Origin of the sequence: Actinomadura atramentaria DSM 43919 (genome assembly GCF_000381885.1) — a bacterium.
Classification (GTDB): Bacteria; Actinomycetota; Actinomycetes; order Streptosporangiales; family Streptosporangiaceae; genus Spirillospora; species Spirillospora atramentaria.
Window position 1 is genome coordinate 350339 of the sequence record NZ_KB907208.1, and the last position, 11545, is coordinate 361883.

Genomic DNA, 11545 nt, shown 5'->3' on the forward strand with positions numbered 1-11545 from the left:
GATCCCGGGTTTCTCGCGTCGAAACGCGAAACGGCCGGGCGCCCCCGCGGCGTCCGGCCGTTCCCACGCGGGCTCAGTGCAGCGGGCCCGACAGCCGTACCGTGATCAGCGTCGTCTGCGCGCCGCTGTCGATCAGGCGGCCGTTCGCGTCGAAGGCGCCCGGACCGTCCGTCATCCCGAAGTCGTTGTCGTTGATGACGGCGACCGTCCACGGGTTGAGGACCGCGATGCCCTCGACCTTCTTCGGTGCGCCCGGGACCTTGTTGAAGTCGATCGCGAGCCGCTTGGACAGGACCGGAACACCGGCGGCGGCAGGGTCGGGCAGCGCTTCCAGAGAAGGCGTCGTGGCGGTCGCGTCCCAGCGCGTCCCGAGGATGTTGCTGCGGCGGTTCAACACGACCCGGTTCAGGCGGAACGCGTTGTCCGTCCGCTCCTGGACGAGCAGCGTCTCCGGCCCGATCGCCGCCAGCGCCGAGATCTTGAGGTCACTGGTGTCCGTCGCGGACGGGTCCACGACCGACACCGCGTCGAACCGGTACGCGTACTCGGCCGTCACCTTGTGGAGGCGCGGCGAGAAGCGCAGCAGCCGCGTCGTGCGCGACGCGTTCCCCACGGCCTTCGACGGGTTCGACAGCGGACTCTGCAGCGCGATCACCAGGTCCCCGCCCGGCAGCACCGTCAGCCCCTCGAATCCGCGGTTCCCCTTGCGCGCGAGGAAGATCGACGGCAGCGCCTCGACCACCGGGTAGTCCGCCCCGGTCAGCGCCAGCCCCTTCGGGACGTACCGGGCGAGCACCCGCCCCTTCGCCGACACGTGGACCAGCGACGGGCTGTACTCGTCCACCAGCCAGAACGTTCCATCGTGCGCGGGAACGATCCCTTCGGTGTCCAGCCCGTTCGGGTTCAGCTCCAGTTTCGTGGACGCGTTGTAGTCGTAGGGCACCTCGTCGCGCCCCGGCTGGTTGGACAGCCCGGTCACCGGCTTGCCGTGCGCCGTCAGGATCGGGATCGCCTTGACGACGTCGAGCCGCTTGCCGTGGACCCGCACCTTGACGATCGCCGGATCGAAGCCCGGGACGGGGAACGTCCGCCGGTCCGCCCCGTCCACCTTGATCTGCCCGTTGGGCCCGCGGTCGGTGACGGTCCAGAACTCGCCGGGCCGCCCGGCCGGGTACAGGTCGCTGCCGATGCCGCCCAGGTCCACGCCGCGGTCGTCCGCGACGGACCCGGGCAGCAGCGCGTTGGAGAACTCGCCGAGGGGGATGTCGGGCAGCGTCGCCGTGCCCGTGACGGTGCCGCGCAGGCCGGCGGACGGCGCGGCGTGGGCGGCGGTCGGCGTCAGCAGCGCGGCGGCGAGCGCCGCGGCGGTCAGCCCGCGAAGGATCGGTCGTGCCATGAAAGTCGTGCTCCTCGGCGAGACGTGAAGATACGTCCGAGACGGTCCACGAAACGCGTGAACCGGCACTGGCCGCGCCGTGAACGCGTCTGGAACCTCGCAGGTCATCAGTACTGGTCGAGCACGAGCTGCGTCTTCAGGACGTCCCCGTGGTACAGCCAGCCGTGGGCGTCCGCGACGGCGATGGCGTCGCTGTGCAACGTGGCCGCGTCGTCGTAGTCGTCCGTTTTGAGCGACAGTTCGACGACGTACTCGGAGCCGATCGGCACGACCTCGATGCCCGACCGCGCGGCCGCCGAACCGGTGATCCCGAACGCCGACTTCACCGCCGACGTCGGATCGTGGGACGCGTCCAGCGCTGCCGAGGTCAGGTTGATCTTCACTTCGTACGTCGGCGTCGCGTTGGACGCGGCGTGCGCGGGCGAGGCGAGCGCCGAGACGGCGAACAGCGACCCGGCGGCCAGGCGCACCAGCGACATGATGGTCATGCCGGAACTTTCACCCGCCCGGATGATCGCCGCGTGTACGGGATGTGAACCGCTCGCACGCCCCGCGAACACGTAGGCTCCGGTGAGCCGTAGGAAGGGGAACCGGTGTTCATCGGCATGCTGACGGCCGTCGCGGCGTCGCTCTGCTACGGCACCGGCTCGGTGCTCCAGGCCGTCGGCTCGCGCCGCTCGGCGCGGCAGGGCGCGGACGGGACCACCGGCTACGGCGGCCCCAGCCTGGCGTCCACCGCAAAAGCGGTCGTGACCTGGGAGTTCATCGTCGGAACCGTGCTGGACGCGGTCGGGTTCGGGCTCGGCGCGCTGGCCGCGCGGCTGCTGCCGCTGTTCCTGTCCCAGACGGTGATCAGCGCGAACCTGGTCGTCACCGCGCTCCTCAGCGTCCGCATGCTGGGACTGCGGCTCACCCGCGCCGAGTGGACGTCGATCGGTGTCGTGTGCGGCGCGCTGGTCCTGCTCGCCGGGGCGGCCGGGGACGAGGGCCATCCGCACACGGCGATCAGCACGCACTGGTGGCTGCTCGCGCTGTCGGTGCTGCTCGTCGCGGTCGGGACGGCGCTCGTCCGGTGGCTCGGCGCGCGCGCCGCGATCATCGCGGGCCTGCTGTCCGGGCTGGGGTTCGGCGCGGTCGGCGTCGGCGTCCGGGTGCTGAACGGCGCGGACCCGCTGGACGTGCGGCAACTCCTCGGCGACCCCGCCCTCTACGCCATCGCCGTCGCCGGGATCGGCGGCATGTACCTGCACACGGTCGCGCTGCAGATCGGGTCGGTGAACGCGGCGACGGCCGCGCTGGTCGTCGGCGAAACGGTCGTTCCGGGCGCGCTCGGGGTGCTGTGGCTGGGCGACGAGTCGCGTCCCGGCTTCGCCTGGCTCGCGGCGGTCGGCTTCGCCGTGGCCGTCGCGGGCGCGGTCGCGGTGGCGTGGTTCGGGTCGGCCGAGTCCGAGGAGCGCGTGGCCGAATTCGGCTAGCCCGGACGCGCGTCCGCCGTGTCACACTGCGGACGGGAGCGCGGCCCGACGCGCTCGGCCCGGGAGGCGCGCGTGGACCGAGAGGCATTACTCGTCATGGGCGGCGACCGCCACGCCGAGGACGCGGAGCTGCGCGCCCGCGGCCCGGCCGTCCGGGTGGACGTCCTCGGGGTCGAAGCCTGGGCCGTCAGCGACCCCGCCCTGCTCAAACGCCTGCTGACCGACCCGCGCGTGTCCAAGAGCGCGCACCGGCACTGGCCGAAGTTCCCCGACGAGATCGTCGGCGTCTGGCCGCTGGACCTGTGGGTCGCCGTCCAGAGCATGTTCACCGCGTACGGCGACGACCACCGCCGCCTCCGCCGCCTGGTCAGCCCCGCGTTCACCGCCCGCCGGACGGCCGCGCTCGTCCCGCGCATCGAGCGGATCACCGCGGACCTGCTGGACGGCCTCGCCGGCCGCGACCAGCCCGTCGACCTGCGCGAACACTTCGCCTACCCGCTGCCGATCACCGTGATCAGCGAGCTGATGGGGCTGCCCGCCGAGGCCGGGCCCGGCTTCCGCCGCATGGTCGACAAGGTCTTCGACACCACTCTCACCCGCGACGAGCAGGCCGCGAACACCCGCGAGCTGTACGCGCTGCTCGGCGGGCTCGTCGCCGAGAAACGCGCGCAACCCGCCGACGACATGACGTCCGTGCTGATCGACGCGCGGGACGAGGACGGCTCCGTCCTCACCGAGCGGGAACTCCTGGACACGCTCCTGCTCGTGATCTCGGCGGGCCACGAGACCACCGTCAACCTGCTCGACCAGGCCGTCGCCGCCCTGCTCGCCGACCCTGAACAGCTCGCCCACGTCCGGGAGGGCCGGGCCGCCTGGAGCGACGCCGTCGAGGAGGCCCTGCGGTACGAGGCGCCCGTCGCGAACCTGCCGCTGCGCTACGCCGTCGAGGACATCGCCCTGCCCGGCGGCCGGACGATCCGGCGGGGCGAGGCGATCATCGCCGCCTACGCCGCTGCCGGCCGCCACCCGGACCTGAACGGCGGCGACCCGGACCGGTTCGACGTCACCCGGCCCACCAAGGAGCACCTGGCCTTCGGCCACGGCGTCCACTTCTGCCTGGGCGCGCCGCTCGCCCGCGCGGAGGCGGCCGTCGCGCTGCCCGCGCTGTTCGGACGTTTCCCGGGCCTCCGGCTGGCCGTCCCCGCGGCCGAGCTGCGGCCGAACGCGGGGTTCATCTCCAACGGGCACGAGGCGCTGCCCGTCTACCTGGAGTGAGTCAGGCGCGGCGGACGTGCTCGATCTCCGCCAGCATCTCGCTGTTCCCGAGGTCGCGGGCGATCGGTTCGGCCTCGGCGCACAGCTCGGCGGCGCCGGACGGGTCGTGCAGCGCCTTGCGGCAGCGCGCCAGGTTGATCAGCGCCCAGCCCTCGACGGTGCGGTTGCCGGTGTTGCGGGCGATCTCCAGGCTCTCCCGGTAGGCCGGTTCGGCCGCCGCCGGGTCGTCCTTCCGCAGGGCGCAGTTTCCGAGGTTGTCCCAGCTCCACGCGACGAGTTCGAGGTAGCCGATCTCCAGCGCGAGGTCGCGGGTCTCGGTGAAGACCTCGGCGGCGCGGTCGAGCTGGCCGTCCCGCAGCAGCGCGCCGCCGAGCCCGTCCCCGGCCCAGCCCTGGACGTCCCGCAGCCCGTGCTCGGCGGCGAAGTCCCGGGCCCGCCCGTACAGCTCGATCGCGCGCTGCAGCCTGCCGGTGCTGCGCGCCCAGTGCCCGAGGTGCGTCAGACTCCACGCCTGCATGGCGAGTTCGCCGAGTTGGACGCCGACGCCCAGCGCCTCGGCCGAGTAGCGCCCGGCCAGCTCGTGGTCGTCGCGCCGCCGGGCGCAGTGGGCCAGGCCGTCCAGCGCCCAGCCCTCCAGGTCGCGCGCGCCGTGCTCGGCGGCCAGCTCCCGCCCGCGCGCGTACCAGCGCTCGGTCTGCTCCAGGGCGCCGCGGTCGCGGGCGTCGCGCGCGGCGTCGAGCAGCAGCCGGATGCCGTCCGCCGCGTCGGGGAACTCGGGCGCGAGCGCGTCGATCTGCCGCGCCAGCGCCTCGGCGCGGCCGTGCTCACCGCGATCCAGCGCGGCCCGGTACGACTCGCGGACGGCGTCCGGACCGAGCGCGCTCTCGATCCTCTCGACCAGCTCGTGCGCCTGCGGCCGCGCCGCCGGGTCACGCGCCAGCGCCGCCTCGATCACGCCCGCGAACTCCTGGGGGAGCGGCACATCGTCCCCGCCGGTGGCCGCGAACTTCATGACCACGCCCCACCCGTAGACGTCCGTGGCCCGCTCAGCCGTCCGCCCCTCCTGAACCTCCGGCGCGATGAACGCGGGCGACCCGACGACGCCGTACGTCATCCGAGTCATCCCGGCGACCAACGCGATCCCGAGGTCGATCACCACGGGCTCGCCGTCGACCAGCATGACGTTGCTCGGCTTGATGTCCCGATGGATCACGTCGACCTGTTGAAGACTCTGCAGCGCGAGGGCCAACCCGACCCCCAACCGCCGCAGCTCGCCCCACCCCAACGCCCCCCGCCGCGCGACGACGTCCTCGACCGTCAGCCCCTCGACGTACCGCGTGGCGACGAACGCCGGTGCGCCGTCGAGCGCGTAGTCGAGAATCCGCGCGACATGCGGACTCTGAATCCGCCGCAGCGCCTCGATCTCCCGCCGCAACCGCGGCAGGCCCTGCGGATGCCGGGCGATGTGCTCCCGCATGACCTTCACGGCGGCCATCCGCCCGTCCTCACCGCGAGCGAGGAACACTTCCCCCATCCCGCCCGCCCCCAGCGGACGCAACACCTCGTACCGACCAATGACCGAAGGCAGCGGATGACCCATCGAACGAGCGTAATGCGCCCGCCCATCCGCCGGCGCCGACGCCCGAGTCCGCATGTGGCCTGCGCCGACGCCCGATTCCGATCGCCCTAGGATGTCCCCACCGCGAGGACATCGGTGAGAGGGGCTCGATGGCCCGGACGCACATGCAGATCGGCGAGGTCGCCGAACGGACCGGCCTGAGCCTGCGCACCATCCGCTACTACGGGGAGGTCGGCCTCGCCCCGCCGACGGCCCGCTCGCAGGGCGGGTTCCGCCTCTACACCGAGGACGACGTCGCCCGGCTGCACGTGATCATGCGGATGAAGCCGCTCGGGTTCAGCCTGGAGGAGATGCGCGAGCTGCTGGAGGTCCTGGACGGGCTGGCGGCCGAGGAGACCGCCGCGCCCGACCGCGGGGCGCGGCTCGGGAAGCTGGCCGCCTACCACGGCCTGGTCGAGGAACGCACCGCCGAGCTCCGGGCCCGCCTGGCGGACGCCGAGGGGTTCGCCGGCGCGCTCGCGGACGCACTCGGACGCCACCGCGCGTGAAGCGGGGCGCCCGGATCACCCGCCTGCGGGACCCCGGCGACGTCCGTCCCGTGAACCGCCCGGCGCGTCGGGCGACGCCGGGAGGGCGAGGGAGAGCGCGGCGGCGCCGACCATCACGACCGCCATCATCCCGAAGGCGGTGCCGGGCGTCGCCGCCGCCGGGACGGCGGTGAGGACGGCCAGCCCGAGCGCGCCGCCGACCTGCTTGGCGGTGTTCAGCAGCCCGGACGCGGCCCCGGCGTCGCGCTCCTCGACGCCGGCGGCGGCGATGGCGGTGAGCGGCGTGGTGAGCAGCCCGCCGCCGAGGGACATCGGGACGGCGGGGCCGAGCACGCCCGAGAGGTAACCGCCGCCGCTCCGCGCCTGCCACGCGAAGCCCGCCGCGGCGAGGAGCGCTCCGGCGATGACGAGCGTCCGCCCGTCGACGCGCTCCATGAGCCGGGGCGTCGCCCGCAGCCCGACGAGCACGGTCAGCAGCGTGTGGGGGAGGAAGCCGAATCCGGTCCGCAGCGCCGAGTAGTGCAGGACGTCCTGCATGTAAAGGGTGAGGAAGTACCACATCGGCACCTGGAAGCACGCGCCGGTGAGCAGCATCACCGCGTTGCCGACCGCGACGGAGCGGACGCGCAGCAACCTCGGCGGGAGCAGCGGTTCGCGCGCCGCCCGCGCTTCGATGAGCGCGAACGCCGTGATCAGGACGGCGGCGGCGGTCAGGGCGCGGGCCGCCGCCGGGCCGCCCCTGACGCCGTAGGCCAGCAGCGCCAGCCCGGCGGTGGCGGTGACCGCGCCGGGAAGATCGAGCCCGCCGGGCCGCCCGCCGCCCCGCCGCGCGGGCAGTCGGACGGCCAGCACGGCGGCGACCGCGCCGAGCGGGACGTTGACCAGCAGAATCCAGCGCCAGGACAGCGCGACGGTGAGGACGCCGCCGAGCAGGTTCCCCGCGGCCCCGCCGACGAGCCCGACCGCCGTCCAGACCGCGAGGGCGCGGGTGCGCGCCGGACCGGCGGCGAAGGTCGTGGTGAGGACGGTCAGCGTGGCCGGGGCGAGGACGGCCGCGCCGAGGCCCTGCGCCGCGCGGGCGGCGATGAGCCACGCCGGGCCGCCCGCCAGCCCGCCGACCAGGCTGGGCAGCGTGAACAGGGCGAGGCCCGCGACGAAGACGCGCCGGACGCCGTACAGGTCGGCGAGGCGTCCGCCCGGCAGCAGGAACCCGGCGAACGCGAGCGTGTACGCGCCGGCGACCCACGGCAGGCGGTCGGCCGGGACGTCCAGCGATGTGCGGATCGCGGGCAGTGCGACGTTCACCACCGAGACGTCGAGCACCACCATGAACTGGGCGGCGCAGGCCAGGACGAGCCAGGACGTCGCGTGTCTGCCCATGCGCGGCTCCTTGGCAGATCAATGTGAGCACATTCGTTTGCCGACACGCTACGGACGCTAGACTCGGCGGTCAATCCAATGTGTACGCATCGAACAAAGGGGGCGGCCGATGGACCGGCGGACCCGGGGACCGGGCGCGCAGCACGCGGCGCGGCGGCGGGAGATCGCCGACGCCGTGCTGGCGATCGTCGCCGAACGCGGGCTCCAGGCGGTCTCGCTCACCGAGGTCGCCGCGCGGGCGGGCGTCTCACCCGGCCGCGTGCAGCACTACTTCCCCGCCAAGCAGGGACTCGTGGAGGCGGCCTTCGAGCGGTCCAACGAGGTGAGCGCCGCCCGGATCAGGTCTTTGGTCGGCGACGATCTCGACCGGGCCGCGCCCCGGTCGGTGCTGACGACCGTGCTGACCGAGCTCCTCGCCCGCGACGACGAGACGCGGGCGCACATGCGCGTCCGCCAGTCGTTCACCGCCCTGGCCCTCAGCGACGAGGCCATCGCCGACCGGATGCGCGCCGAGTACGACCGCCTCCACCGCCGGCTCGCCGGCCTGCTGGGCCGGGACGCGGACGCCGGGCTGCTCGTCCCCGGCACCGATCCCGTTGACGCGGCGGTCGCGCTGGTCGCGCTCGCCGAAGGGCTGGCCTATTACGTCCTCGTCGGCATCACCGGGCCGGAGGCCGCGCGAGAACAGGTTCTGGCCGCCGTCGCCGCCCGCTACCGGTGAGCCTCGGTCAGTGGCTCCCGGCCAGCTCCCCGGACAGGGTGCCGTGCATGCGGGCGCTGTCCTCGTTGAGTCCGACGATCTCGACGGTCTTGCCGCGCTGGGCGTACTTGGCGGTGACGGCGTCGAGCGCGGCGACGCTGGAGGCGTCCCAGACATGGGCGTCGGTCAGGTCGACGACGACGCGGTCGGGGTCGCCCGCGTAGTCGAACCGGTGGACCAGGTCGTTGCTGGACGCGAAGAACAGCTCTCCGGTGACGGCGTACACGACCTGCCCGCCCTCGGGGTCGGTGACGGCCGAGACCTCGACCAGGTGCGCGACGCGGCGCGCGAACACCACCATCGCGGTGACCGACCCGACGACCACGCCGATCGCCAGGTTGTGCGTCGCGACGACCACGGCGACGGTGATCAGCATGACGGCGGTCTCCCCGACCGGCATCCGCCGGAGGGTGGCGGGCCTGACCGAGTGCCAGTCGAACGTGCCGACCGACACCAGGACCATGACGGCGACGAGCGCGGCCATCGGGATCGTGGAGACGACGGAGCCGAGGGCGATGCACAGCGTCATCAGGAACGCCCCGGCCAGGAACGTCGAGAGCCGGGTGCGCGCCCCGTTGCGGACGTTGATCATCGTCTGCCCGATCATCGCGCAGCCGCCCATGCCGCCGAGGAACCCGGTGACGATGTTGGCGACGCCCTGCCCGATGGACTCGCGGGTCTTGTTGGACGGGGTGTCGGTGATGTCGTCGACGAGCTTGGCCGTCATCAGCGACTCCATCAGCCCGACCAGCGCGAACGCCAGCGCGTACGGCGCGATCGTCGTCAGGGTGCCGAAGGTGAACGGCACGTCGGGGACGCCGGGCGTCGGCAGCGAGGACGGCAGTGCGCCCTTGTCGCCCACGGTCGGCACGGCGATCCCGGCGGCGACGGTGATGGCGGTCAGGATGACGATCGACACCAGCGGCGCGGGAACGGCCCTGGTGACGCGCGGGAACAGCACCATCAGCGCCAGCCCGCCGACCACCAGCGGGTAAACGGCCCACGGCACGTTCTTCAACTCGGGCACCTGGGCCATGAAGATCAAGATGGCGAGCGCGTTGACGAACCCGACCATCACGCTGCGCGGCACGAACCGCATCAGCCGGGCCACGCCCAGCGCGCCGAGCGCGATCTGGAAGACCCCGGCCAGCACGACGGTCGCGAACAGGTAGCCCAGCCCGTGCTCGCGGACGACGGGCGCCACGACCAGCGCGACCGCCCCGGTCGCCGCCGAGATCATCGCGGGCCGCCCGCCGACGACCGAGATCGTGACGGCCATCGTGCAGGCCGCGAACAGCCCGATCCGCGGATCGACGCCCGCGATGACCGAGAACGAGATCGCCTCGGGGATCAGCGCCAACGCGACCACCAGCCCGGACAGCACCTCGGTCCGCACGAGCTTCGCGGTGATCGGATACGTCGGCCGCGGACGGCGCGCCAGCACGGCGGAAAGACTCACGACACTCCAGATTCATGCGCCGACAGCGGCGAAAAGCCCGCGCGACGTGCGGGGGAGGACTCCAACGCCCGGCGATCACCCGGACCGCCGAAACGACAGGCCGGCATCCGGCGAACCATCGCGGACTCGCCCCTACCCTAACGTCACAGGAGAGTCTGCGGATTCCACCACCTCACCGACCGGCCGCCAGCCGCCGCCCCGAGACCCAGCATGCCCACCGCCGCCCGGGGAACGCCGCACATGAGTTCGTCGACGACGCGCTGAACGACCGGAACACAAATGGAACACGGAATGCGGCACACGGCATGGCCGCTGATGCCACACCGCCGATAAACGACCAACGGCCCGCCCCCAGCTCACACTGGAGTTCGGGCCGTTCGCTACGGGGTGCCCCCTGCAGGATTCGAACCTGCGCACACGGCTCCGGAGGCCGTTGCTCTATCCCCTGAGCTAAGGGGGCGGTGCCGCTGGTGAGCGGCGTGGGAAAAGGCTACCAGGACTGGCGGGTGGTCGCGCACCTCGTTTGTTCGGCGTGCGGGGGCGCGGGGGGTGGGCTACCTTCGAGGCCGTGAGCGAGCCACTGGGACGCGTGCTGGTCGTCGACGACGACGAGGTCATCCGGCAGCTCATCGCGGTCAACCTCCAGTTGGAGGGCTTCGAGGTCGAGACCGCCGTGGACGGGCAGGACTGCCTGGACCGCGTGCTGGACGTCCGCCCCGACGTGATCACGCTGGACGTGATGATGCCGCGCCTGGACGGCTGGGTCACCGCGAGCCGGCTGCGGGAGAACGCCGAGACCAGCGGCATCCGCGTCGTCATGATCACCGCGCGGGCGCAGGAGCACGACGTGCGGCGCGGGCACGAGATCGGCGTGGACGCCTACGTGACGAAGCCGTTCGACCCGAATCAGCTCATCCAGACCGTCCGTAAACTCGCTGCCGTGTCCAGATAATGGTCAGATAGTCTCACCAGGGTGACCCCTGCCGAGCTGGGCGCCGCGCTCGCGGCGGTCGCCGGCGGCGCGCTCGCGCCCCGCGACGTGCCGTTGAGCGTCCGCGGCCCCGGCGTCTACGCCACCTCGCTCGCGCTGCGGCTGCGCCTGGACCCCCAGGTCACGGCCGAGCGCGTCCGCGCGCTGCCCGGCGTGGAGCGCGTCGAGGGCGACGGAATGCTCGTCATCGCCGTCGATCCGGCGCGGGTCGTCAGCGGCGTCCTCGCCGAGGGCGACGCCTACGCCGCCGCGGAGGTTCCGCAGGCGCCGTGGAAGGACGGCCCCCGCGTCTTCGGCGACCCCGGCTTCGAGGTCCGGTACGCGTACGCCCGCGCCGCATGGGTCGGCCGCTGGGCCGAAGACCTTCACGTCGAGGAAGGACCACCGGCCCCGGAGACCGCGCAGGAACGCAGGTTCACCGAGGTCGTGGCCGATCTTCCCTGCCGCGCGCGGCAGGCCGAACGGGAACAGGACCCCCGCCCGTTCGCCTTGTGTCTGGAGCGGCTCGCCGCCGCCTACCACGACGTCCACGAGCGGTGTCCCGCGCTGCCGAAGGGCGACGAGAAACCCGGGGCGGTGCACGCGGCCCGCGTCACGCTGGCGCGGGCGGCGCGCATCGCCTTGGGCAACGGACTGAAAACGATCGGCGAGACTCCGCGGGAGCGGATATGACGAGCGGGGG

At 73.1% G+C, this 11545-nt stretch carries 11 protein-coding genes and 1 tRNA gene; 6 read left to right on the top strand and 6 right to left on the bottom strand.

Annotated features, from left to right (window positions below; all coding sequences use genetic code 11):
• Window positions 1–73: 73 nt before the first annotated feature.
• Both G339_RS0101575 and G339_RS0101580 read right to left on the bottom strand, forming a co-directional pair.
• The gene (locus G339_RS0101575) at window positions 74–1396 is read right to left on the bottom strand and encodes an esterase-like activity of phytase family protein (RefSeq protein WP_019629320.1); all 1323 of its coding nucleotides are present in this window, start codon (window positions 1394–1396) and stop codon (window positions 74–76) included.
• Between the two features lie 107 nt (window positions 1397–1503).
• Window positions 1504–1884 (bottom strand): hypothetical protein, encoded by a 381-nt coding sequence (locus G339_RS0101580; RefSeq protein ID WP_019629321.1) that lies wholly within the window; start codon window positions 1882–1884, stop codon window positions 1504–1506.
• A gap of 105 nt (window positions 1885–1989) precedes the next feature.
• Here G339_RS0101580 and G339_RS32225 point away from each other — a divergent pair, with 105 nt between their 5' ends.
• A complete protein-coding gene (locus G339_RS32225) occupies window positions 1990–2871 on the top strand; it encodes a DMT family protein (RefSeq protein ID WP_019629322.1) in 882 nt (293 codons plus the stop codon).
• A gap of 72 nt (window positions 2872–2943) precedes the next feature.
• Window positions 2944–4146: a cytochrome P450 family protein gene (locus tag G339_RS0101590; RefSeq protein WP_026341051.1), complete on the top strand. Its 1203-nt coding sequence runs from the start codon at window positions 2944–2946 to the stop codon at window positions 4144–4146.
• Between the two features lies 1 nt (window position 4147).
• On the opposite strand, the gene G339_RS36300 is transcribed toward G339_RS0101590, so the two are convergent.
• Window positions 4148–5800 carry a protein kinase domain-containing protein gene (locus G339_RS36300; protein WP_084693066.1) on the bottom strand — a complete coding sequence of 551 codons (1653 nt, stop codon included), beginning with the start codon at window positions 5798–5800 and terminating at the stop codon, window positions 4148–4150.
• A 74-nt stretch (window positions 5801–5874) separates the two neighbouring features.
• On the opposite strand from G339_RS36300, the gene G339_RS0101600 reads away from it, so the two are divergent.
• Complete coding sequence (locus G339_RS0101600) at window positions 5875–6273, top strand: MerR family transcriptional regulator (RefSeq protein WP_019629324.1); 399 nt, start codon at window positions 5875–5877, stop codon at window positions 6271–6273.
• A 15-nt stretch (window positions 6274–6288) separates the two neighbouring features.
• Here the strand turns inward: G339_RS0101600 and G339_RS0101605 are convergent, their stop codons facing one another.
• Window positions 6289–7653 carry an MFS transporter gene (locus tag G339_RS0101605; protein WP_019629325.1) on the bottom strand — a complete coding sequence of 455 codons (1365 nt, stop codon included), beginning with the start codon at window positions 7651–7653 and terminating at the stop codon, window positions 6289–6291.
• A 109-nt stretch (window positions 7654–7762) separates the two neighbouring features.
• Here G339_RS0101605 and G339_RS0101610 point away from each other — a divergent pair, with 109 nt between their 5' ends.
• On the top strand, window positions 7763–8374 hold the full coding sequence (locus G339_RS0101610; protein WP_019629326.1) for a TetR/AcrR family transcriptional regulator: 612 nt from the start codon (window positions 7763–7765) through the stop codon (window positions 8372–8374).
• A gap of 7 nt (window positions 8375–8381) precedes the next feature.
• Here the strand turns inward: G339_RS0101610 and G339_RS0101615 are convergent, their stop codons facing one another.
• Together G339_RS0101615 and G339_RS0101620 are read right to left on the bottom strand one after the other, a co-directional pair.
• Window positions 8382–9872 carry a SulP family inorganic anion transporter gene (locus G339_RS0101615; RefSeq protein WP_051107753.1) on the bottom strand — a complete coding sequence of 497 codons (1491 nt, stop codon included), beginning with the start codon at window positions 9870–9872 and terminating at the stop codon, window positions 8382–8384.
• Between the two features lie 388 nt (window positions 9873–10260).
• A tRNA-Arg gene (locus G339_RS0101620) sits at window positions 10261–10332 on the bottom strand.
• A gap of 129 nt (window positions 10333–10461) precedes the next feature.
• Here G339_RS0101620 and G339_RS0101625 point away from each other — a divergent pair.
• Entirely contained in the window at window positions 10462–10824 is a 363-nt protein-coding gene (locus G339_RS0101625; RefSeq protein WP_019629328.1) for a response regulator transcription factor, read from the top strand.
• 21 nt (window positions 10825–10845) lie between these two features.
• Entirely contained in the window at window positions 10846–11535 is a 690-nt protein-coding gene (locus G339_RS32235; RefSeq protein WP_019629329.1) for a DALR anticodon-binding domain-containing protein, read from the top strand.
• The last annotated feature ends 10 nt before the right edge of the window (window positions 11536–11545 follow it).